Annotated in this window: 23 protein-coding genes; 15 read left to right on the forward strand and 8 right to left on the reverse strand. The window is 48.3% G+C overall.

The window, feature by feature from the left end; all coding sequences use genetic code 11:
- Positions 1–43 precede the first annotated feature (43 nt).
- The 11 genes from ACH32G_RS08590 to ACH32G_RS08640 all read left to right on the forward strand — a co-directional run bounded on the left by ACH32G_RS08590 (position 44) and on the right by ACH32G_RS08640 (position 9,881).
- Entirely contained in the window at positions 44–988 is a 945-nt protein-coding gene (locus ACH32G_RS08590; protein ID WP_049627348.1) for an ABC transporter substrate-binding protein, read from the forward strand.
- Positions 951–1,997 carry a FecCD family ABC transporter permease gene (locus ACH32G_RS08595; RefSeq protein ID WP_448814213.1) on the forward strand — a complete coding sequence of 349 codons (1,047 nt, stop codon included), beginning with the start codon at positions 951–953 and terminating at the stop codon, positions 1,995–1,997. Before ACH32G_RS08590 ends, ACH32G_RS08595 begins: the two co-directional genes overlap by 38 nt.
- Positions 1,994–3,220: an ABC transporter ATP-binding protein gene (locus tag ACH32G_RS08600; RefSeq protein WP_448814214.1), complete on the forward strand. Its 1,227-nt coding sequence runs from the start codon at positions 1,994–1,996 to the stop codon at positions 3,218–3,220. Before ACH32G_RS08595 ends, ACH32G_RS08600 begins: the two co-directional genes overlap by 4 nt.
- A complete protein-coding gene (locus tag ACH32G_RS08605) occupies positions 3,217–3,786 on the forward strand; it encodes a cob(I)yrinic acid a,c-diamide adenosyltransferase (RefSeq protein ID WP_448814215.1) in 570 nt (189 codons plus the stop codon). The genes ACH32G_RS08600 and ACH32G_RS08605 overlap by 4 nt, the downstream gene beginning before the upstream one ends.
- Before the next feature lie 164 nt (positions 3,787–3,950).
- Entirely contained in the window at positions 3,951–5,219 is a 1,269-nt protein-coding gene (locus ACH32G_RS08610; RefSeq protein ID WP_016937967.1) for an MFS transporter, read from the forward strand.
- Between the two features lie 166 nt (positions 5,220–5,385).
- Positions 5,386–5,766, forward strand: coding sequence for a protein liaI (locus ACH32G_RS08615; protein WP_049627343.1), 381 nt, complete (start codon positions 5,386–5,388; stop codon positions 5,764–5,766).
- Between the two features lie 13 nt (positions 5,767–5,779).
- The gene (gene liaH / locus ACH32G_RS08620; protein ID WP_047477575.1) at positions 5,780–6,457 is read left to right on the forward strand and encodes a stress responsive protein LiaH; all 678 of its coding nucleotides are present in this window, start codon (positions 5,780–5,782) and stop codon (positions 6,455–6,457) included.
- Positions 6,458–6,562: 105 nt separating this feature from the next.
- Entirely contained in the window at positions 6,563–7,432 is an 870-nt protein-coding gene (liaG, locus tag ACH32G_RS08625) for a LiaG family protein (protein WP_415273023.1), read from the forward strand.
- A 28-nt stretch (positions 7,433–7,460) separates the two neighbouring features.
- Positions 7,461–8,192 (forward strand): cell wall-active antibiotics response protein LiaF, encoded by a 732-nt coding sequence (gene liaF, locus ACH32G_RS08630; RefSeq protein ID WP_016937971.1) that lies wholly within the window; start codon positions 7,461–7,463, stop codon positions 8,190–8,192.
- Positions 8,189–9,271 carry a two-component system sensor histidine kinase LiaS gene (gene liaS, locus ACH32G_RS08635; protein WP_045925986.1) on the forward strand — a complete coding sequence of 361 codons (1,083 nt, stop codon included), beginning with the start codon at positions 8,189–8,191 and terminating at the stop codon, positions 9,269–9,271. The genes liaF and liaS overlap by 4 nt, the downstream gene beginning before the upstream one ends.
- A complete protein-coding gene (locus ACH32G_RS08640) occupies positions 9,249–9,881 on the forward strand; it encodes a response regulator transcription factor (protein ID WP_016937973.1) in 633 nt (210 codons plus the stop codon). Before liaS ends, ACH32G_RS08640 begins: the two co-directional genes overlap by 23 nt.
- Before the next feature lie 43 nt (positions 9,882–9,924).
- Here the strand turns inward: ACH32G_RS08640 and ACH32G_RS08645 are convergent, their stop codons facing one another.
- From ACH32G_RS08645 to ACH32G_RS08655, 3 genes are read right to left on the reverse strand one after another with little or no spacing between them, the layout of a single operon-like run.
- Entirely contained in the window at positions 9,925–11,037 is a 1,113-nt protein-coding gene (locus ACH32G_RS08645; protein WP_016937974.1) for a Ger(x)C family spore germination protein, read from the reverse strand.
- Positions 11,034–12,134, reverse strand: a complete 1,101-nt coding sequence (locus ACH32G_RS08650; protein WP_095241361.1) for a spore germination protein — start codon at positions 12,132–12,134, stop codon at positions 11,034–11,036. Before ACH32G_RS08650 ends, ACH32G_RS08645 begins: the two co-directional genes overlap by 4 nt.
- Positions 12,109–13,551 (reverse strand): spore germination protein, encoded by a 1,443-nt coding sequence (locus ACH32G_RS08655; protein ID WP_045925989.1) that lies wholly within the window; start codon positions 13,549–13,551, stop codon positions 12,109–12,111. Before ACH32G_RS08655 ends, ACH32G_RS08650 begins: the two co-directional genes overlap by 26 nt.
- 116 nt (positions 13,552–13,667) lie before the next feature.
- Here ACH32G_RS08655 and ACH32G_RS08660 point away from each other — a divergent pair, with 116 nt between their 5' ends.
- The gene (locus ACH32G_RS08660) at positions 13,668–13,853 is read left to right on the forward strand and encodes a YvzF family protein (protein WP_016937977.1); all 186 of its coding nucleotides are present in this window, start codon (positions 13,668–13,670) and stop codon (positions 13,851–13,853) included.
- A gap of 67 nt (positions 13,854–13,920) precedes the next feature.
- A complete protein-coding gene (gene fumC, locus ACH32G_RS08665) occupies positions 13,921–15,309 on the forward strand; it encodes a class II fumarate hydratase (protein WP_448814216.1) in 1,389 nt (462 codons plus the stop codon).
- A gap of 36 nt (positions 15,310–15,345) precedes the next feature.
- Here the strand turns inward: fumC and ACH32G_RS08670 are convergent, their stop codons facing one another.
- On the reverse strand, positions 15,346–16,221 hold the full coding sequence (locus tag ACH32G_RS08670) for a TetR/AcrR family transcriptional regulator (RefSeq protein ID WP_047477593.1): 876 nt from the start codon (positions 16,219–16,221) through the stop codon (positions 15,346–15,348).
- Positions 16,222–16,399: 178 nt separating this feature from the next.
- On the opposite strand from ACH32G_RS08670, the gene spxO reads away from it, so the two are divergent.
- Positions 16,400–16,564 carry an anti-adapter protein SpxO gene (gene spxO, locus ACH32G_RS08675; protein ID WP_007410067.1) on the forward strand — a complete coding sequence of 55 codons (165 nt, stop codon included), beginning with the start codon at positions 16,400–16,402 and terminating at the stop codon, positions 16,562–16,564.
- A 27-nt stretch (positions 16,565–16,591) separates the two neighbouring features.
- Here spxO and ACH32G_RS08680 read toward each other — a convergent pair whose 3' ends face one another.
- Both ACH32G_RS08680 and ACH32G_RS08685 read right to left on the reverse strand, forming a co-directional pair.
- Entirely contained in the window at positions 16,592–17,947 is a 1,356-nt protein-coding gene (locus ACH32G_RS08680) for a sensor histidine kinase (protein ID WP_064778637.1), read from the reverse strand.
- Positions 17,944–18,621, reverse strand: a complete 678-nt coding sequence (locus ACH32G_RS08685) for a response regulator transcription factor (protein ID WP_045925993.1) — start codon at positions 18,619–18,621, stop codon at positions 17,944–17,946. Before ACH32G_RS08685 ends, ACH32G_RS08680 begins: the two co-directional genes overlap by 4 nt.
- A 276-nt stretch (positions 18,622–18,897) precedes the next feature.
- On the opposite strand from ACH32G_RS08685, the gene ACH32G_RS08690 reads away from it, so the two are divergent.
- Complete coding sequence (locus ACH32G_RS08690; RefSeq protein ID WP_047477598.1) at positions 18,898–20,262, forward strand: S1C family serine protease; 1,365 nt, start codon at positions 18,898–18,900, stop codon at positions 20,260–20,262.
- Positions 20,263–20,308: 46 nt separating this feature from the next.
- Here the strand turns inward: ACH32G_RS08690 and ACH32G_RS08695 are convergent, their stop codons facing one another.
- Positions 20,309–20,773 (reverse strand): Dps family protein, encoded by a 465-nt coding sequence (locus ACH32G_RS08695; protein WP_016937983.1) that lies wholly within the window; start codon positions 20,771–20,773, stop codon positions 20,309–20,311.
- An 83-nt stretch (positions 20,774–20,856) separates the two neighbouring features.
- Positions 20,857–21,705 carry an SDR family oxidoreductase gene (locus tag ACH32G_RS08700; protein ID WP_448814217.1) on the reverse strand — a complete coding sequence of 283 codons (849 nt, stop codon included), beginning with the start codon at positions 21,703–21,705 and terminating at the stop codon, positions 20,857–20,859.
- Positions 21,706–21,712 lie beyond the last annotated feature (7 nt).

The raw sequence follows: 21,712 nt of genomic DNA on the forward strand, positions 1-21,712 counted from the left end.
TCAAGAAGACAATCGTTTACCATAATCAGGGGGAGTTAAAAGAATGAAGAAGATCACTGCCGTCTGGGCGGCGCTCTTTGTCACCGCCGTTGTGACCGCCGGCTGTTCCGGCGCGCAAGAAGAAGGAAGCGCGGCCAAACAAAAAGCCGTTTCAACCGAGGCGTTCCCGGTAACCATCAAGGATGCCGCAAATGACAAAGTAACCATGAAGCAGGCGCCCGAAAAAATCGTCTCCCTCATGCCGAGCAATACGGAAATTACATACGCGCTCGGACTGGGAGATAAGGTCGCAGGCGTCACGACAAATGATACATATCCGAAAGAAGCTGCAAAAAAACCGAAAGTCGGAGATATGAATGTAAACGCTGAGAAAGTCATCGCGCTGAAGCCGGATCTCGTGCTGGCCCACGCGTCCTCAATGTCTGCTTCCGCCGATGCGATGAAGCAGTTAAAAGATGCGGGCATCACCGTCTTAACGGTCAATGATGCGCAATCGTTCCAAGACGTGTACAAATCAATCAGTATGATCGGAAAAGCAGCCGGCAAAGAAAAGCAGGCGGACAAGCTGATCAAAAAGATGAAATCCGACCTTTCCGGCATAGAAAAGAAAGCGGCGGCGATTTCTGAAAAAGATGAAAAGAAAGTATTCGTCGAGGTTTCTCCTGACGGCTATACAACGGGAAAGGGCACGTTTATGAACGAAATGCTTGAAGATATACATGCGAAAAACGCCGCCGGCAGCCAGACCGGCTGGGTGCAGCTGACGGATGAAGCGATTGTCAAAATGAATCCGGACGTCATCATTACGACAGACGGCGTAAAGGCCGCTGAAGTGGAAAAACGCGCCGGCTGGGGTGCCGTCAATGCGGTCAAACACCACAACGTCTATTCTGTTGATCCTGACCTTGTCACACGCTCAGGCCCGCGCCTTGTAAAAGGGGTCGAGAAGCTTGCGGAAAGCGTTTATCCTGAAACGTTTAAAAAGTAACCGGCCGCTGGCTTACGCGGTCAGCCTGCTGTTTTTAGCCGTTTGTGCGGCGTTTGGCATTTCAATCGGCAGTCTGCATATTCCTTTATCCGACGTTTTTTGGATAGGGGTCGGCCGGACATCCTCGGCTGACCCTATGAATGTCAATATTATGATGAATATCCGCCTGCCGAGAGTCGTTCTGGCCGCCCTTGTCGGAGCCGCGTTATCTATTGCGGGAGCGGCGTTTCAGGGACTTCTGAAAAATCCGCTCGCCGACCCTTATACACTCGGGGTGTCTTCGGGAGCTTCGGCGGGAGCCGTGATCACCTTGTTTTTCGGTCTCCAGATTCCCGTCATCGGCCGGTTCACACTTCCGGTTGTCAGCATCGCCGCAGCCATTGCGGTCATGGCGGCGGTTCTGTTTTTCAGCCGTCTCGTTCATGCGTCGATGTCTGTTTCGACGCTCATTTTGACAGGCATTATCATGAATTCTTTTCTCGGAGCTCTCATTTCGCTTGTGATCGCTTTAACGGGAAATGACCTGCTCCCGATTGTGCGCTGGCTGTTAGGAAGCGTGTCAATGAGGGGCTGGGGCTATGTCGCGCTGTTTCTGCCTTTTTTTCTGGCCGGGACGGCGCTTCTGCTTATCAATGGCAGAGAATTAAACATTATGACTTATGGAGAAGAAAAGGCAAGGCTGTTAGGCGTCAGTACAGGAAAAAGAAAACTGCTGATGATCGCTGCCGGATCTCTGCTGACGGGAGGAGCGGTTGCCGTATCGGGGACAATCGGATTTGTCGGCCTTGTCATTCCCCATGTGACACGGCTTTTATGGGGAACGGATCATCGCCATTTACTCCCGCTGTCAGCATTGACGGGCGCCGGTTTTCTCATTTTGGCGGATTTGTTTTCCCGCACCGTCATTGAACCTGTCGAATTGCCGATCGGCATTATGACGGCTTTGGCGGGAGCGCCTGTATTTGCCGTGATTCTGCTTCGCCAGCATCATGGAGGGAAACGCTTATGATCAGGGTGAGCGGCCTGTCCGGCGGGTACGGAGGCCGGATGATTGTAGAGGATGTCAGCTTTACCGCCGGAAAGGGTGAATTTGTCGGCATACTCGGTCCGAACGGTTCAGGAAAAACAACGCTGATGAAATTGCTGACGGGGATGCTTTCTCCGTCAAAAGGCGAGGTGCTTGTCGCAGGCAGGCCCGCGGGCAGATACAAGCCGCGGGAGCTTGCGAAAATCATGGCCGTTTTGCCGCAGCATACGGAGCAAGCCTTTTCATTTACCGTGAAGGAAACGGTGTCTTTCGGCAGATACCCGTATCAAAAAGGACTCTTCAGACAGATGGATCAACATGACGAAGACATTGTCCGGGAAGCGATGGAAATGACCGGCATCGACCGATATGCGCAGCAATCCGTCCGCAATCTGAGCGGCGGGGAGCGGCAGCGCGTCTTTCTGGCGCAGGCGCTGGCTCAGCAGCCTGAGGTGCTGTGTCTGGATGAGCCGACGACATTTCTTGATCTCAAATATCAAAAAGACCTGCTTGATACGGTGAAGCGGCTGACGAGAGAAAGCGGCCTGACGGTCATCAGTATTTTTCACGACCTCAACGCCGCAGGACAATACTGTGATCAGCTCCTGATGATGAAAGACGGACGCGCTTTTTCGAAGCAGACGCCGGATCAGGCTTTGAAAAAAGAAACGATTGAAGACATTTACGGCATCACCGTCAGTGCTGTCGGCCAAAAAGCGTCACCGAAACCGCTGATCGCCTTCATGCCGGAAGTGCGGGAGGAAAGAGAGTCCGCCAGCGTTCAGTTCGCCTCTTTGATAAACAAAAGCGGAAATACCGTAACGCTTCAAACAGACCGTCCGTTCAGAATGTTGTCAACCGCATCTGACGGCTCAGGCTTTTCGTGGAGCCGCCGGCTTACCGGATCAGCGGCGGCTGGTTTTGTCTGCCGGACGTTTGATTCGATAACGATTGCCGTGACCGCCAAGCACACCGTTTGGGCGCTCATCAGCGGCCGCTTATCTGAACAAGGATTTGTACGGCTGTTAACGGCAGCAACGGAAGCGAGAATGCAGGCTCTTTCCGGCAGACAGGCAAACGGCGACATTGTCATTTGTGCCTGGCAGACAGGAAAGGTAATGGACGTCCGCCATGCGGAAAAAGCTGTGAGAAGAGGAACCGCGGCATGTGTAAAAGCGGCGGAAGAAGGAGGAACAGAACGATGAAGCTGTATACGAAAACCGGCGATAAAGGGCAGACAAGCCTGATCGGCGGCAGAACGGATAAAGACAGTCTGCGGGTTGAGAGCTACGGGACGATCGATGAGCTGAACAGCTTTATCGGGCTTGCGCTTGCGGAGCTTGATGATTGTGAGAATTGCGGTGATCTGAAAGCCGAACTCAGAAACATTCAGCATGAGCTGTTTGACTGCGGCGCCGACTTGGCGACTGTCACGGAGAATAAGAGCTATACATTAAGAGAGAAATCTATTACCGTGCTGGAAGACTGCATAGACCGTTATACCGCTGAAGCGCCTCCGCTTGAAAAATTTATTCTTCCGGGCGGGCATAAGGCGGCTGCTCAGCTTCACATTGCCAGGACCGTCACAAGACGGGCGGAGCGTCTCATCGTGAAACTTGGCAGAACAGAAGAGATAAATGACACGGTGATGCGTTACTTGAACCGCCTGTCTGATTATTTTTTCGCGGCGGCAAGAGCAGTCAACGCAAGACATGGCGTGAAAGATATAGAGTATGAAAGAAGCGCCCCAGTATTCCGTGAAGATGAATAACGTTTTGATTCAGCCGGCGAGAGGAAGCCGGCTGTTTTTAACGGCGATATCCATCAATTGAACCCTTATTGCCAGAAGGAAAATGTATCTTATGCATTATTGACTGAAAAATTAAAAAATGAGATATTATAAGAAACATTGTAAAAAAATGGGGGATTTGATAGATGGATACAAATCATAAGAGCGAGAGCATCTGGAATAAAAATTTCACCTTTCTGTTTATCTCAAGGCTTGTTAAATTGTCGGGAGACGGTTTTGCCTTTAATTCCATTCTCTGGTTTTTGATTTTTGACGGTGAAGGGGCGATCGGCACGGCGCTGTTAATTGCGGTTACGTTCCTTCCGGAGGCGATGCTGGCGCCGATTACCGGGCCTTTTATGAAGCAGCATACGCTGAAATTCTGGATGTATTTTTCAGACCTCACGCGCGCGGCGGTCGTGTTAATCATTCCGGTCTGTTATTTTAACGGTTTTTCTCCTTTATGGTTTGTGATGCTTCTCATGATTGTGCATTCAGCCACCGGAGCCGCTTATAACCCTGCATCTATCTCTTTAATCCCCAATATTGTCGGAGAAAACAGCCTGCAGAAAGCGAATGCGGTCATCCAGTCATCAGGCCAGATCGTCAGGCTTGCCGCCATTACGCTGAGCGGAGTGTTTTTAACATTTATCAGTCCCGCCTATTCTTTGTTTATCGCACTTATATTCTATCTTCTATCAGGTTTTCTCGTACTCTTTATGTCATACCAAGTTCAGCATGACAAACAGGATACCGCCGCCGTCAGACAGCGCGGGACGTATTTCGGAAGGCTTAAACGGGGTTTTGTGCTCGTCCGAAAACACCAGATTTTATACCCGCTCGCTATCTATTGTATTTTCATGAACTTTGCGGCCGCTCCGTGGGAGGCGCTTTCCGCCGTTTACGTCGCTGAAGATTTACATATGCCGCCGATCATTTACTCGCTTCTGAAAGCGACAGGCACGGGCGGAGCCTTTTTAATGGGTTTTATTTTGGCTAAGGTGAAGGTGAACAAATACGGTCTCCTGTTTGTGTCAGCGGGAATCATAGAAGGGGCGGCATTTTTCATCACCGGCATCAACACGTTTCTGCCGCTCGTCTTTCTTGCGGCGTTTGCGTTCGGATCAGCTGTCAGCGCCATAAATGTGCCGGAGTATACTATTATTCAAACGTCTGTGGATCATGATGATCAGCCGCAGGTCTATGCCGTCATCCATATGATCTCCAACATATCCATTCCGCTCGGTGCGGTTCTTTGCGGATATGCGGCTAACGCCTTCGGTCCCGGAAAAGTCATTGCCGCCGGCGGTCTTGTTGAAGTCCTGTCAGGTCTCGGGATATTGTTCTTTACGAAGCTTGCCAAAGCGGAACGCACTGATCTCATCAAGGAAAAAGAAGCGAGCATCAGAATATAGCATTCTTGTAAAACGCCCTGCGCCGTCCGGTGCAGCGGCGTTTTTTGATGTAAGGGTCGGGGGGCTTATACGACTCCGGTCTGATATGAAAATCAACCTCTGACTCGTTTTGCCGGCCACGGGATTTGTTTATAGTAAAGACAAGGAAAACGAAAGGAGGATCTGCATGAATATAAATGTAAAAACGGCAGGCGGCTTTCTGCTGATTGTGTTCGGACTTTCTGTCTTTTTCGGAGGAGGCCACTTCGCGTTTATCATACCGCTGGCGATCGGAGGCCTGATGCTTTACTGGGGAATCAAACGTTTCTCAAACGGCCGCGCCGTATCCGGCATCATCGCGGGCGTCATCGGAGCTATGATTCTTGTCGGCTCTCTTCCATTTATCGTTGCCATCGGACTGGCCGGCGCCATGGTGTATGGCGGATGGAAAATGATGAAGCAGGGCGGCTCAGACACCGCTTCCCGCCAGTATGAACCCGAAGCGGCATCACCGGGATACCAATCCGGCTTTGACTCTGAATGGGAAGAATTTTTGAAGAAAAAATAAGGAGGAAGACAAAATGGTCTTAAAAAGAATAAGAGATATGTTCGTCGCATCTGTTAACGAAGGGCTTGATAAATTAGAAAATCCGAAAGTCATGCTGAATCAATATGTGCGTGATATGGAAAGTGACATCGCCAAGGCGAAACAAACGATCGTCAAACAGCACACGATCGTCCATCAGTTTAAGAAAAAACAGGAGGACGCTTCCGAAACGGCGGCAAAGCGGAAAAATCAGGCTCAGCTTGCCTTTGACGCCGGGGAAGAGGAGCTTGCGAAAAAGGCTCTGACTGAAATGAAATACCTTGAGGGAAAAGCGGCCGAACATGAAAAAGCGTACGAGCAGGCGAAAACACAGCTGGCCGAGCTGAAAGAACAGCTGGAAACCCTGGAAACGCGTCTTCGCGACGTAAAGGATAAAAAACAGGCGCTCATCGCCCGCGCCAACGCAGCAAAAGCGAAGGAACATATGAACGCTTCTTTTGACAAGATTGACAGCGAAAGCGCCTACAGAGAGTTTCTTCGAATGGAAAACCGCATTGAAGAAATGGAAGTCCGCGTCAAATACGGCACTTCGGCTGAGGCGAATACAGAACACAGCCGCTCGCAATATTCGGACGAGGTCGAAGCTGAGCTTGAAAAAATGCGCTCGCTTTCTCTGGAAAAAGCAGAGCATCAAAAAGCGGCTCATGAATAATGTGCACAAGGGAAGGTCGGCGCTTTTACGCCTCTTCCCTATACGCACGTATCAATTATCCGGCTTTTCCTTTATAATAAAATGAATGAAAAAGGATGGAACGTAATGAAGCGTAAGATTGCCAAAGGGCTGATGGCGGCGTCCGTTTTGATCTGCTGTCTGTTTTTGGTGAAAGAAGTGTTTGCCGGGCGTTTGTTTCCGCTGTACGAAACAGAATCGGTATCGGCAAGCGTACCGCCTCATGCCGTCAAAATTCTGTCCGTTTCGTCGGAACAGACGGATGTGAAAATCATTGCGGAAGAGCGGAATGATATCGCGGCAAACATGACCGGACCAGCGGGGAAAATGTTTGTCCAAAGCAGGGGGAAAACCCTCAATCTCAAAGCGAAGGAGAAACGATTCCAATTTTTGAATCTCTTCCAGCGTCCTCTGCTGATTGTCCGCATCCCGTATGAGTATCATCAGGACATCACTGTCCAAACATCAGGCGGAAGCATTTCCGTTGACGGAAACAAGGGGCTGTCTCTTGCACATCTCGGCGTCCGTTCTGTAAGCGGGAACATATCGCTGAAGCATGTGAAGATGGATGTGTTTAAAGCGAAAGGGCTGTCGGGCGATCTCGAAGCAGCCGATCTTGCGGCTGAAACGGCGGAAGTCCGCTCATCCTCAGGGCATACCGGGCTTCATCATGTGACGGGAGCCCTTGACGTGAGGGTTGCTTCCGGCAGTGTCGACGCCTCGCTTGAGACGGCGAACGCTCCCGTATCCGTCAGGCTTGCGAGCGGCAGCGCAGCCATCAGCCTGCCGAAAGACGGGAATTTTACAGTAAACGCCGAAACGGCAAGCGGAAGGATTCAGCCGTCCTATTCCTTTGAGAAAACGAGTAAGGAAGGCGGGACCTTCACCGGCATGAAAGGCAGCGGCGCCAGGCCGATAGATATAAAAGTGACGAGCGGCAATATTGCACTGCAATAGACAAGGAAAGGAGGGGCAAGCAGCTGACATGGCAAAAAAACAGATTCTCGGACTTATCATCGCCTTATTAGGCGTCAGCATGTTTTTACGTATTATCGGCATTGGCGACTTCCTGTTTTGGCCGCTCTTTTTTCTGATCACAGGCTATATTTTTAATAAATACTCCCGCGGCTGGCTCGGCTCCGTCCTGTATATCTTTGCCGCTTTTTTATTTTTGAGAAACCTGTTCAGCGCTACCTTCAGCCTGTTCGGCTATGCCTTCGCCGCCTTTCTCATTTACGCGGGCTACAGGCTCCTGAAAGGAAAGCGCGTATTTGAGCATAAAGAAAAGAAAATCAGCCTTGAAAAAGAAGAACAGCCAAAGCCGGCCGTCCAGCCGGAAAGCAGACAGCCGGACCTCCGCAGCTTTTTTATCGGCGAGCTGCGTATGATGAAGGACCCGTTTGAGCTGAATGATTTAAATGTTTCCGGGTTTATCGGTGATGTGAAAATTGATCTATCCAAGGCGATGATACCTGAAGGAGAAAGCACGATGACAATCAGCGGCGTCATCGGCAATGTTGATGTGTACGTCCCGTCCGATATCGAAGTGTCCGTCAGTTCATCAGCTTTTATCGGCGATATGAACCTGCTCGGTTCTAAGAAAAGCGGCATGAGCACGAATCTGTATAAAGTGTCTTCTGAGTACGGGGACTCGCCGCGGCGGATTAAAATATCAATTTCTCTATTCATCGGCGATGTGGATGTGAAGTATTTATGAGGAAAAAATTACTCGCCAATATTCAGTGGCGCGCCATGCGGATGACCGCGGGGCTCAGTCTGCTCCTTTGCGCGGTGTTTATTGCGCTGATGCTGTTATATTACGGGCTTGATCCGATGCTTTTGTTTTCTTCCGGCTGGTTCGGTATTCCGTTTGTGGTCATCCTGCTTTTGGCGTCCCTTTCGGCCGGACTGATTTCCGGTTATGTATACGGCGGCCGTCTGAAAACGAGAATGGATACACTGATTGAAGCGGTTTTGAAATTTGAAAACGGCAATTTCGCTTATCGGGTGCCGCCGCTCGGTGATGATGAAATCGGTCTGGCGGCAGACCAGCTCAACGAAATGGCCAAGCGGGTCGAGCTGCAGGTCACATCGCTGCAAAAGCTTTCCAACGAGCGGGCGGAATGGCAGGACCAAATGAAAAAATCGGTCATCACTGAAGAACGCCAGCGGCTGGCGCGCGATCTGCATGATGCCGTCAGCCAGCAGCTCTTTGCCATCTCTATGATGACATCCGCCGTCTTAGAGCAGGTGAAAGATGCGGATGACAAAATCGTCAAACGGATTCGCATGGTTGAACATATGGCGGGGGAAGCGCAAAACGAAATGAGGGCGCTGCTATTGCATCTGCGGCCCGTCACGTTAGAAGGAAAAGGTTTGAAAGAAGGGCTGATTGAGCTGTTAAAAGAGTTCAAAGCGAAGCAGCCGCTTGATATTGAGTGGGACATCAGCGACACGGGTGTGTCAAAAGGCGTTGAAGACCATCTGTTCCGAATCGTACAAGAGGCGCTTTCCAACGTTTTCAGGCATTCAAAGGCGACCAAGGTCACCGTCAGACTCGGCGCGAAACATCAAAAACTTCAGCTTAAAGTCATTGATAACGGGGCGGGTTTTACAATGGATCAAGTCAAAGCCTCCTCTTACGGTCTGCATTCCATCAAGGAAAGAGCGAGCGAAATCGGCGGCATAGCGGAAATTATCTCAGTGAAGGGAAAAGGCACGCAGATTGACGTGAAAGTCCCGATTTACGAGAAAACAAAAGGAGAGAACGACAGTGATTCGAGTGTTACTGATTGATGATCATGAAATGGTCAGGATGGGTCTGGCCGCGTTTTTAGAAGCACAGCCGGACATTGAAGTCGCCGGTGAAGCATCAGACGGGCAGCAGGGCGTCGATCTGGCCGCCGCGCTTTTGCCGGATGTGATTTTAATGGATCTTGTCATGGACGGCATGGACGGCATCGAAGCGACGAGACAGATCTGCGCCAAACTCGATGACCCGAAAATCATCGTGCTGACGAGCTTTATTGATGACGATAAAGTGTACCCGGTAATCGAAGCGGGAGCGCTCAGCTATTTGCTGAAAACGTCCAAGGCGGCGGAAATAGCCGAAGCCATCAGAGCGGCTGCCAAGGGCGAACCGAAGCTTGAATCGAAGGTGGCGGGAAAAGTGCTGTCAAGGCTGCGCCATTCAGAGAATCAGCTTCCGCATGAAACGCTGACGAAGAGAGAACTGGAAATCCTCTGTCTCGTCGCGGAAGGCAAGACGAATAAAGAGATTGGGGAAGAGCTGTTCATAACGATTAAAACGGTGAAAACCCACATCACTAATATATTGTCAAAGCTTGATGTCAGTGACCGCACGCAGGCCGCCGTATATGCCCACCGCAATCATCTCGTGAAATGAAAAAAGGAGAGCGGCGCTATGCACACTCTCCCCGCAGGACAGGTCATTGGGACATTCCTTTTGTTCCGAAATCTCTGACGGCGACTTTGACTTTGTATTCAATATCTGATTCACTGAAATGACGGTCCCAGTCAGAGGCCACCTTTTGCCACTTATCGGGGTAATGAATGCGGACCTGGTCGCCTAACCCGGTAATATCCACTTTTAAATCATGCTGCAGATAATCGATGAATGTCATGACATCCGAATGGATGCTTCGTTTTACCGCGTTTTTGATTTCATTTATATAGGACTCCTTGAAGGAATCTTCTTTCGGGTTCCAATCCTCAGACAGGCGGCCTTCAACAAATCGGGTAACGATAAACTTGAATTTTCCGTTTTTATATTGTGTTTTTACATCATATTTGCTTGAAAATACCTCGAAGGATAAATAATAATTGTCATGCTTTGCAAACGTGACGCCCCCTTTTACCGTCCCTGTGAACAGGTTCATATTCTGGACTTGTAAAGGCGTTAAATTCGCATACCAGAATTTATTTTTTATAATGGTAGCGCCCCAGATTTCCAGTCTGCTGCCCACTTTGCGCACTTGAGGAAGGGCAAAGGTTTCGCCCTTGGCGATTCTCTCGGATATTTCCCCCAATGTCACAGGCTCCATCATCCGGATGGTGACGGCATTATTTTCCGTTAAGTCATAGATGGTATTTGACGCAGGCTCCCCCTGGTCGCTGACATTGAAAATATCTTTCGTTTTATCCGGCACCGTCATCACATTGCAGCTTCTTCTTGTTCCATTGTCCCTGACAAACTGGTTCATTAATGCGTCAAACGGGATGTTGTCCTTTAACAGCGCTTCGGAAAACAGCATGATGCGCAAGTGCTGGGAGAAAGCGGGGTGATTTTTTAACGATGCCGTCCTTAAGGCTTGGTGAACAGTTTCCCCGGAAGTGGAAGTCACCTTTGTCGGATTACTTGATGTCGACTGCTGGGAACTTGCTTTTTGCGGTATCAGAATCTGTTGCGTCACTTCCACGTTTTCTTCCTCAGGTTTATCGAGCCCGACGCCGATAACGAGGCTCAAGTCTTCTATATTACGGCTGTCCCAGCACCCCGTCAAAAGCAATGAGCAAAGAAAGATTACGATGTATTTCTTCATTGCGCTTTTTTCACCTTCCTTTTCACAGCGACGACTGCAAACATCAGTAAAGGCAGCAAAAAGAAACCTAAGAAGATATAGCCGAGAATATCACTGAACATCATCAGCTTGTTCGCGTCCTTTGGCATCAATGCCCCCAAGAATGTCGCAATCCCTACGAAGATGATGCCTTTTTTCTGCTTCAGCCCGAAAATTTTATGAAGGCCAGATGTCGCGAAATATCCGTACGATACATAGGTGGCGAAAAATTGGATAATCCAGACAACAAGTAAAAAGGACTCGAACCGTTCGATAAAAAGCCCTTTGATTTCAAATGATTGAAAGAGCGCGATCGTAGGCCAGATCATTGTTTTGACATCCTGGGTGGTTAAGGCGCCGACGACGAGCACGTAGGTAATGATGTATAAAATAATCGGGATGCCAAAGCCAATGGCCGACATGCGGAACGTGTGCTGTTTATTTTTAAGGTACTCTGGGAGAAACAGCATAATTTCAATGCCCAAGAAGGAAACAGAAACGACGGTCAAAGAGGCCATAACGGGAGAAAATCCCTGGCCGAGCACCGGCCGCAGGTTGTCTATATCAAATATTTTAAAGCTGAAGGAAAACACCGTCAGCAAAATAATAATCGTAATCATTAAATAGAAAGGAAAGAGCCTGCCGATATCACTCATGCCGCCGATAATCAAATAAACGGAACAGGCGATAAAGATAATCAGCATGACCGGCACGGGGGTTTTTTCCAATAAAAAGAACTTGACCATTTCCGCCATCGCACGGGCTTCGAAGCTGGCGACTCCTATAAAATAGAGACAGATCACCAGGTTGACGATATTGCCCGCCCATTTGCCGAGACCTTCATTCATATAATCGAAAAACGATCCGTATTGATGCTTTTTCATAATGAGCGTATTGAGATAAATCAAAAAGATAAAGATGACGCCTTCCAGACATAATGCGATCCAGCCGTCCGGCGAATTTGCCCTCGCTGACAGCGACCGCGGCATGGTGAGGAGCCCCGCCCCGAGCATCGTGTTGGCAATCAATGCCGTCCCTTGATAGCTTGTAAGTTTATTGTGAGTTGTTTTCTGGCTCATTTACGTTTTTCGCCTCTTTTGGTTGATTTTTAATAGGGAGACGGAGAATGGAATCGCTTGCGTTTTTTAAGCTGAAAAACCCATTCGGCGAGAAATATGGAGAACCGAAGCTTCGCTGTCTCGATAAATGGGTGTATATTGCCAGCATAAATAAAATCATGCCGTACAGCCCGAATGCTGCCGCAGCAAACATTGAAATGAAACGGAGCACACGGAATGAAAGCCCCATTCCGTACTGCGGCACCGTGAATGAAGCGAGCGCGACAATGCTGACCACGATGACCATGATGGAGCTGACAATATTCGCTTCAACGGCCGCCTGGCCGATGACGACTCCGCCCACCAATCCGATCGTCTGGCCGAGCGGGTTAGGGAGCCTCAAACCCGCTTCTCTCAGCAGTTCTATCGTAATTTCCATCACCATTGCTTCAATGATGGGCGGAAAGGGAACGTTTTCTCTGTTCGCCGAGATAGTGACTGCAAGCGGCGTCGGCAGAAGCCCTTGGTGAAACGAGACGAGGGCGATATAAATGGCTGAAAAAAACAGTGTGATAAAAATAGACGTAAACCGCAGCGCCCGAATGAGCGAGGCGGAAATCCACCGTTCATAATAATCGTCGGGAGACTGCATTAACATTCCTAAAGAAGCCGGAACCACCAGCGCAAACGGTGAGTTGTCGACAAGGATGGCGACGCGGCCGTTAAACAAGGCGGAGGAGACTTTATCAGGCCGTTCCGTATTTTGTATTTGCGGAAACGGCGAATACTTATTATCCTCAATAAGCTCTTCAAGCGTCCCGGAATCCTGAATGTCGTCCAGCTTCACTTCGCTGAGGCGTTTTAAAACATCGCTGACAACAGACGGGTCAGCCTCATCATCTATGTACATGACAGTGGCGTATTTTAACTTGCTTTCTCCGAGCGGAACCTTTTTCGTTTTCAGCTTCGGATGGTTCGTCCGCTGCCTGATCATGGCGACGTTTGTATCAGAATCCTCGATGAAAGCGACCTTAGGCCCTCTTACAACCTTTTCGGAGGTAGGCTCTGTCACGCTTCTTTTTTCTCTTTTTCCCGTGGAAAGAATGTATACGTTATCAAGGCCGTTAATAAATACGGCGCATTTCCCCCGCAGAATGGAAGTGACGGCTTCTTTCGCCGCAGTGACGGGACGGGCGTCAATCTGATCAAGACGCTTCGTCACTGCCTCCAGCGTCAGGGTGTCTTCTCCCTGCAGCAGCGTTTCAATCGCTTCTTTTATTTTGTCTTCATCGTTCATTTCACTCAGATACATATAATAAAAAACAAGCCCGTTCGGAAGCATCTTTTTATTTTGAACCAGGTCATCGTTCGGCTCTAGGTGGGGCAGCACCATAGCCAGGTTTATGTGTATGTATTCCTTGAATTCCGATTGCGCCATCAACTGTCACCCGCCTTCCATTCCTTAATTGAGGTTATCTTTTCCTGTTAAAAAAATGATATACTATGATAAAGTAATTAGTGGTACAAGTTTTTTTATGAAAGCGGAGGAGAGATGTGGCACAAGTCAGACTGGCAGGAAATGCCGAAGAAATAGAACAGCTCATCAAATCATTTGAAGCGCATTACGAAGTGGCTTACACGTCGAAGGAATACCGAAAAACAAATCCGAAGTACAAATACTCTAAGGATTCGCGCGTCTATCTTGAGCTGAAATTAAAAACGGCCAAGACCGAAAAATAAAAAGGGTTTCATCGGTTACTGGCGAATAATACTCAGGGTGAAGCAACTGTTATGGAGGGATACATAAATGGACTACAGAATTGAAAAAGACACCATGGGAGAAGTTAAAGTTCCGGCAGATAAATTTTGGGGCGCTCAGACACAGCGCAGCAAAGAGAACTTCAAAATCGGTTCAGAAAAAATGCCTCAGCGTGTTGTGAAGGCGTTTGCAATTTTAAAAAGAAGCACGGCGATCGCTAACGAACGCCTCGGCAATTTAGAGTCTGAAAAAGCACAGGCGATTGCCGCTGTATGTGATGACGTATTAAACGGCAAATACGACGATAACTTTCCGCTCGTTGTCTGGCAGACGGGAAGCGGCACACAAAGCAACATGAATATGAACGAAGTGGTGGCCAACCGCGCGACTGCTTTATTGAAAGAAAAAAATTCTGATCTGAAGATTCATCCGAATGATGACGTCAACCGCAGCCAAAGCTCAAACGATACATTCCCGACGGCGATGCACGTTGCGGCGGTCCTTGCCGTATATGAGCAGCTCGTTCCGGCCCTTGATCAGCTGCGCGAGACACTTGACGAAAAAGCGAAAGCGTATCAAGACATTGTGAAAATCGGACGCACGCATTTGCAGGACGCGACTCCGCTGACACTCGGACAGGAAATCAGCGGCTGGGTATACATGCTTGACCGTTCTAAAGAAATGATTCTTGAGTCAACGGAAAAAATCCGCGCGCTTGCTATCGGCGGCACGGCAGTCGGTACGGGAATCAACGCCCACCCGCAGTTCGGTGAATTCGTCGCGGAAGAAATCACAAAAGTAACGGGGCAGACGTTCAAAAGCTCGCCTAACAAATTCCATGCGCTGACAAGCCATGATGAAATCACTCACGTTCACGGCGCCTTAAAAGCATTGGCTGCCGACCTGATGAAGATTGCCAACGATGTCAGATGGCTGGCAAGCGGCCCGCGCTGCGGAATCGGCGAAATCGTCATTCCTGAAAATGAGCCGGGAAGCTCTATCATGCCGGGCAAAGTCAATCCGACGCAAAGTGAGGCGCTGGCAATGATCGCCGCGCAAGTGATGGGAAATGACGCGACAATCGGATTTGCGGCCAGCCAAGGAAACTTCGAGCTGAACGTCTTCAAGCCGGTTATCATTTATAACTTCCTGCAGACAGTGCAGCTTCTCAGTGACGGAATGAATTCCTTCCATGACAAATGCGCTGTCGGTATTGAGCCGAACCAGGAAACCATTCAGGAAAACCTTTCTAACTCATTAATGCTTGTTACGGCGCTTAACCCGCACATCGGTTATGAAAACGCCGCAAAAATCGCCAAGCTTGCCCATAAAGAAGGCCTGACGCTGAAAGAAGCGGCATTACAGCTGAACCTTCTGACGGAAGAACAATTTAATGAAATGGTGCGTCCGGAAGATATGGTGCACCCGAAAGCATAAACAGAAAGAACGGCTGCAGTCATTGCGGCCGTTCTTCTAAATAAACTGCTGTTTCAGTAAAAATCTGAGCTGTTCTGCATCTTCAGCCAGCAGGTCGGACTCCTTCAAATTCAGAATCATTCCTTTGATGATTGCCGGTTTCGGCGACTTTTTCTTCATTTCCGCTTCAAGAATATCCAAGCTCTCGGTGTATTCAGATGCTTGCGGCTTGTCCATCGTGCTGATGTGCGCACGGAGGGTCTGCAAGATTGATTGGCTTAAAGGATCGGGCTTCCCGTTATGAAGGGGCCCAAACAGTGAGCTTGCCTCATCAAGAGAAATAAACGCTTCATCATGTCTGTCCGCCATTCCGTTTACGATGTCATCAATTCTGTGAATCACGGTATTTGCGAGAAGCGCAGGCTGTACAGACCGGCCGGTCAGAATGAGATATTCAAGATACATCTGACTGATTCCTTCTATTAAAAAACAAAGCTCGGCGGTGTATGGTTCGGCTTTTTCTCCGTAAATAGCAAGAAGACTGTCGATATGAAACTGCAGGATCGACCGGCGGATTCTCTTTCCGCACTGGGCCACTTCTTCGGTATAAGGAAGTGAACCGTCTTTCATCTGCACGGTAATAAAATCTTTATGGGCGAGAATCGATTCATAAAACACCGCAAGCTGTTTTTGATAAGCGGCTCTCGGGCTGTCACCCTCCGTTTGGATCGTCGTGATTCGGGTAAACGTTTTATCATAGTAGTAATTCAGCATGGACAGAAGCAGTGCTTCTTTGGAAGGAAAGTGAAGATAAAAAGCGCCTTTTGAGATTTTGCATTCATCGGCGATTTCCTGAACCGATGTTGATTTGTACCCTTTTCGGGCAAACAGTTTAATTGCTGCTTCAATAATCAGCTTTTCTTTTTCCTTCAATGGTTCCACCCTTTCGGAGCCAGGAGGCTGGCTTGTGCTTCACGTGTGTGACTATATGGTCATATTGATATTCTGTAAATTTAACCTGATTGTAACTTGTTTTTTTGTTTTGTTTTATTTATATTATAAAGTGAGCTGACCGAATGGTCAAAGTTCTGGCGAAAGGGTGAATCTGAAAATGAAAGAATTAGATGAAATGATCAGCCGCTTGCGAAACAGAGGAATTAAAGTCGAAAAGGTGAAATACCCGAAAAAGACGATTTGTGAAAAGAAATGGGTTCATCAATGCCAAAAACCGCTGAAAACAAACTACAGAGATTTTAACGGCTACTCCTTCACATAAAAAAAGACTGCAATGAAACACTACAGTCTACTTTGGTATGATAATCCGATAGATTACACCCGATTGGTCATTTTCAATTGAAATTGATGCTTTATGCAGGGTTAAAATCCGTTTTACGATGCTGAGTCCTATGCCGAACTCGCCTTTCTTCCCTTTATTAAAAGGCTCGTACAAGCTGGATAGCATCTCATCCTCAATCGGAGGCCCGTCATTTTTAACCGTCATGACAATCTGCTGCTGATTTTGGCTGATCCGAATGTGAATCGCCGTTTCTGCATAGCGGATTTGATTTTCAAGAATGTTTTCGAGGAGCTTGCCCCATTGTTCCGGATCACCGGGCATCATCAATACATCTTCTGTTTCAACGGTCCACGATAATTCCTTCCGGGCCCATTTGAGCCGCTCAATGACTTCTTCCGTGACCTTCACAAGGTCAAATGTCTCATGGTGCACCCGCTGCTTCATTAAATAATCAAGCTTCGTTAAATATAATAAATCCTTAATTTTCTTCTCAAGCTTTTCTGCTTCGCCTTCAATGACATCAATTGTGTTTTTCAGGTCCCCCTTAGGAAAAATCCCGTCCTTTATTGATTGAGTATAGCCCCTTATCACCATGACAGGCGTTTTTAAATCATGAGAGATATTTTGCAGGAGCGTTCTTTCCGTTTCATCCTTTTGCACCAGCTTGCTCCGCATGTCTTCAATGGTGTGGCCTAATTTTCCGATTTCATCTTTTCTGTCGACGATGACCGGATCATCCCAGTCCTGTTCGGAAATCCGTTTGACATGCTTCTCTAAGGAGACGAGCGGACGCGAGAGATATTTGGCAAGCCAAATCGCCGGAATCCAGCTTAACAAAATGACGCCGGCAATGATAAAGAGCAGCTGCTTAAACAGGGTGTATGACAGATCATCACGGTAAGAATCAAGCGCATATGACAGCATCATCGCATCCTGACCGTTAATGGTGAGGCCTTTTTTAATGACGAAAAACACTTTTTCCCCGCCGATGTCCGCGCTGTATCGTTTCGTGACGCTGTGCTGGCGGCCCGCGAGCTTGTACACCTTATGGATAAAGGAAGAAGAAAAGTAGTTTAAATCTTTGTCGCTCGCCGATTCTTCGCGCTCCGGTAAAAGAACGTGCTGAACGGATCGGAAAGTCGTCGGAGCGGTCGCGTCCTCACTGTAATATCCCCGCTCGATCGACCCGGGCAGCCGGTACTCTGTCAGCACATGCTGTTCATTTTCAATGGTCGTGTACGTTTCATCCGTGAAAAAATCCCGCAGCGTATTTGAGAACAGCACAAGCAGCAGAATCGAGATGGCTAAAAGGATGCCTGAGATGACCACCCATATTTGAAAAGCAAGCGGCTTATTTTTCATGACGTCATCATCCTGTAGCCGAATCCGTAAATGGTTTCAACCTTTAAGCCGGGCATTTTTTTCCGCAGCCTCCGCACAAGATCATCGACCACCCGGTCAGTGCCGAAATAGTCATGGCCCCATATTTTCAGCAGAATATCTTCCCTGGAAAAGGGGTGTCCTTTATGGTGAAGAAATAAAAGCAGCAGATCAAATTCCTTAGACGTCAAATTGACCAGGCTGCCGGTTTCATCATAAACCTCTCTGGCATCTTCGATCACATTGTAGGAGGAAACGGTGAGGCCGGTTTTTTTGGGAGCGGGCTGTTCTTTATACACAAGCTCCAGCAGTTTTTGAACCCGTATAATGAGCTCTCTCGGCAAAAAAGGCTTGGCGATATAATCATTGCTTCCAAGCTCTAACCCGAGAACTCTGTCAATATCGGCATCCCGGGCGGAAATGAAAATGACCGGCACATCGGGATCTTTTTCTTTTATTTCTTTTATTAATGTATAGCCGTCCGTATCCGGCAGCATGATGTCAAGAATCCACAGGTGTGGAGACGGCTGCATCTGCTTTCTGGCTTCTTCGCCTTTTGTGAAAGATGTAATGTTCCAGCCTTCATTCTCTAAATATTTTGTGAGCAGTTCATTCAGATTATCCTCATCTTCAACTAGGTAAATGGTGTATGACAAGGCATTTCACATCCTTTCAACGTCATTATACTAGTTTTAACACACTCAGGCCGCATTTTCATAATTTCACATATTCTTTTCATTTTTATCCCACAATGTTTGTTTATGATGTGTATAAGGGAAGAAAGGAAGAAAAAAAGCGGGGAAGATAACATGTTCAAACACATTTTGTTTTGGAGCTTTGCTTTTCTCCTTATTATTGGGACAATAGAACTTGTACATGCGATGAATATGTAATGAATAGAATGAGAACATACTGAAGGAGTGTGCGTGAATATGAACGATCAGCGAGATGACGGCATCAGCCGCGATCAGTCAGATCTTTCACATACGGAGCAAAACGGCAATGAACAGCAGCGGATCAGCCATCAGGAACCTGAGCTGCTTGACGGCCCCGTCTCGAAAGAAGCGGAAAAAGAGGCGGCCGCCGGTACGGAATTTGAAAAAACGGCTGCCGTGAAAAAAGAAAAAAAACGGAGAGCCGCTTGGCTGAGCCCGATTTTAGGCGGCATTATCGGCGGCGGCCTCGTGCTTGGCATTGTGCCGAATCTGCCGGGTGAGCAGCATAAGGCAGAATCTGTTTCTGATACGGCGAAACAAGTTCAGTCTGCGAATTTTACGTCAACGCCTTTGAAAAATACCTCAAGTGTGGCGGATATGGTAGAAGATTTGGAGCCTGCGATTGTCGGAGTGTCCAACTATCAAGCGTCGCAAAGCGGCCAATTCGGACTTGACGGCGGTTCAAGCTCTGAAACGGAGAGCGGCACGGGGTCAGGCGTCATTTTTAAAAAAGACGGCCAAAAAGCGTACATCATCACAAACAACCATGTCGTAGAAGGAGCAAACAAGCTGTCGGTCACTCTTTATAACGGGAAAACCGAAACGGCAAAGCTTGTCGGAAAGGATGCCATCAGTGACCTGGCCGTACTGGAAATCAGCTCGTCCAATGTCAAAAAAGCGGCCAGCTTCGGCGATTCTTCACAGCTGCGCATTGCCGATAAGGTAATCGCCATCGGCAACCCGCTCGGCCAGCAGTTTTCCGGCACCGTCACACAAGGTGTGATCAGCGGATTGAACAGAACGGTAGACGCCGACACTTCCCAAGGCACGGTGGAAATGAACGTGATTCAGACGGATGCGGCGATTAATCCCGGTAACAGCGGAGGGCCGTTAATCAACTCCAGCGGCCAGGTCATCGGAATCAACAGCATGAAAGTCAGTGAAAACGGCGTGGAATCACTCGGCTTCGCCATTCCGAGCAACGATGTGGAACCGATTGTCGACCAGCTGCTTGCAAAAGGAAAAGTCGAGCGTCCGTTTTTAGGCGTGCAGATGATTGATATGTCGCAAGTGCCGGAAACCTATCAGGAAAACACACTCGGATTGTTCGGCGACCAGCTGTCTAAGGGCGTTTACGTAAAAGAAGTGCAGTCCGGCTCACCGGCTGCGAAAGCGGGCATCAAATCAAATGACGTCATCGTAAAATTGAACGGCAAAGATGTCGGCAGCAGCGCCGATATCAGACAGATTCTGTATAACCAGCTGAAAATCGGCGATAAAACGACTGTTCAAGTTCTCAGAGGCGGCAGCAAAAAGACGCTGAACATCACATTAACGAAACAAACTGAAAGCGCAAGCTGAACGCATAAAAAAAGCTGAACCTCCGCCTGAGGTTCAGCTTTTTTCGTCATTCTCCTAAGTAGGCTGACAGCATCCACACATGCTTGTCCGCTTCTTCAACTAATCCGACAAACAAATCGGCTGTTGACGGGTCATTTTGTTCCTCGGCGATGCCGATGACAAATTTTGATTCGCGGCTGATCTGTTTGTAGTCTTGAACGAGTGATTCTACCATTTCAGAAGCCGTCTTTTCCTGTCCTTCATCCGTAATGGAAGCTTGTTCAAGGTAGCTGTGAAAAGTCGCCGCGGGCTGTCCGCCGATGGCCAGAAGACGCTCTGCGATGGCATCAGCCGTTTCCGCCGCTTCGTTATACAGTTCTTCAAACTTTTCATGCAGCGTAAAGAAATGAGGGCCTTTTACATACCAATGGAAGCGGTGCAGTTTAGAGTAAAGGATAAACCAGTTTGATAATTGGGTGTTCATTGATTTCTCAACTAGATTTTCAGTTTTTTTCGCGTTTTGTGTATTCATATTTATCGTCCTCCCTGTGATCTGTTAATTTAATTATATCACGTATCAAATAAAAATCAATACTAAATTATAATAATTATAATTTAGGTTTCTTTGAACAGCTTTTTCTTTATGATCGATTCCCAGACGGGCCAAGAGAAGAGGGAGCGGCAAGCCAATGTCAGCTTAATGCCCCTGCCGATCGGATACCGCAGTTTCTTCAGGCGTTTCGTCTGTGCCAATTGATAAATCAGCTCCGCCACGTCATTGGGATCGCCGCTTTTGGATGCGCTCGCTTTGACGTAAGCTTCAATTTGCTGATAATAGCGGTAATAGGGCGAATCTTTGCCGGGTGCCGTAAGATGATTGGAGAGAGACGTCTCCCGAATAGACGTTTTATAGGAGCCCGGTTCTATTAAAGCGGCATCGATTCCTAAAGGCAGAAGCTCAAGACGCAGACACTCTGTAAACCCTTCAATCGCGAATTTGGAAGAAGTGTACGGAGAAAGAGCAGGAAAGGCGGTCAGTCCGCTGATGCTGCTGATGTTGATGATTTTCGCTCCGCCGTGTTTTCTCATATAAGGGAGCACGGTTTTTGTGACATGAATCAGGCCGAATACATTCGTGTCAAACTGCTGTCTGTAATGTTCCATCGGTACATCTGCAATAAATCCCCCATACGCAGTGCCGGCGTTGTTCACAAGCACATCAACCGGTCCGAAACCGCTGATGGTGTTGCCGAAGTCAGACACCGACTGCTCATTTGTAACATCTAAAGAAGCGATCGTAATATGACCGGATACACCCGCTTGGGCGGCCGCCTCTTTCAATGTTTCAGCTTTCTCCGGCTGTCTCGCTGTTGCGATGACATGATAAGACCGGGCGAGCTTCAGCGCTGTCAGCAGACCGAATCCGCTTGTCGCGCCGGTTACAATGGCAATTCTTCTGTTCAACTCATAT

This window comes from Bacillus sp. CIS52 (assembly GCF_053545315.1).

Bases quoted from the DNA above. Each gene is read 5' to 3' on its own strand.
- ACH32G_RS08590 (WP_049627348.1), top strand. From the start codon at position 44: ATGAAGAAGATCACTGCCGTCTGGGCGGCGCTCTTTGTCACCGCCGTT.
- ACH32G_RS08600 (WP_448814214.1), top strand. From the start codon at position 1,994: ATGATCAGGGTGAGCGGCCTGTCCGGCGGGTACGGAGGCCGGATGATT.
- ACH32G_RS08605 (WP_448814215.1), top strand. From the start codon at position 3,217: ATGAAGCTGTATACGAAAACCGGCGATAAAGGGCAGACAAGCCTGATC.
- ACH32G_RS08610 (WP_016937967.1), top strand. From the start codon at position 3,951: ATGGATACAAATCATAAGAGCGAGAGCATCTGGAATAAAAATTTCACC.
- ACH32G_RS08615 (WP_049627343.1), top strand. From the start codon at position 5,386: ATGAATATAAATGTAAAAACGGCAGGCGGCTTTCTGCTGATTGTGTTC.
- liaH (WP_047477575.1), top strand. From the start codon at position 5,780: ATGGTCTTAAAAAGAATAAGAGATATGTTCGTCGCATCTGTTAACGAA.
- liaG (WP_415273023.1), top strand. From the start codon at position 6,563: ATGAAGCGTAAGATTGCCAAAGGGCTGATGGCGGCGTCCGTTTTGATC.
- liaF (WP_016937971.1), top strand. From the start codon at position 7,461: ATGGCAAAAAAACAGATTCTCGGACTTATCATCGCCTTATTAGGCGTC.
- liaS (WP_045925986.1), top strand. From the start codon at position 8,189: ATGAGGAAAAAATTACTCGCCAATATTCAGTGGCGCGCCATGCGGATG.
- ACH32G_RS08645 (WP_016937974.1), bottom strand. From the start codon at position 11,037: ATGAAGAAATACATCGTAATCTTTCTTTGCTCATTGCTTTTGACGGGG.
- ACH32G_RS08650 (WP_095241361.1), bottom strand. From the start codon at position 12,134: ATGAGCCAGAAAACAACTCACAATAAACTTACAAGCTATCAAGGGACG.
- ACH32G_RS08655 (WP_045925989.1), bottom strand. From the start codon at position 13,551: ATGGCGCAATCGGAATTCAAGGAATACATACACATAAACCTGGCTATG.
- fumC (WP_448814216.1), top strand. From the start codon at position 13,921: ATGGACTACAGAATTGAAAAAGACACCATGGGAGAAGTTAAAGTTCCG.
- spxO (WP_007410067.1), top strand. From the start codon at position 16,400: ATGAAAGAATTAGATGAAATGATCAGCCGCTTGCGAAACAGAGGAATT.
- ACH32G_RS08680 (WP_064778637.1), bottom strand. From the start codon at position 17,947: ATGAAAAATAAGCCGCTTGCTTTTCAAATATGGGTGGTCATCTCAGGC.
- ACH32G_RS08690 (WP_047477598.1), top strand. From the start codon at position 18,898: ATGAACGATCAGCGAGATGACGGCATCAGCCGCGATCAGTCAGATCTT.
- ACH32G_RS08695 (WP_016937983.1), bottom strand. From the start codon at position 20,773: ATGAATACACAAAACGCGAAAAAAACTGAAAATCTAGTTGAGAAATCA.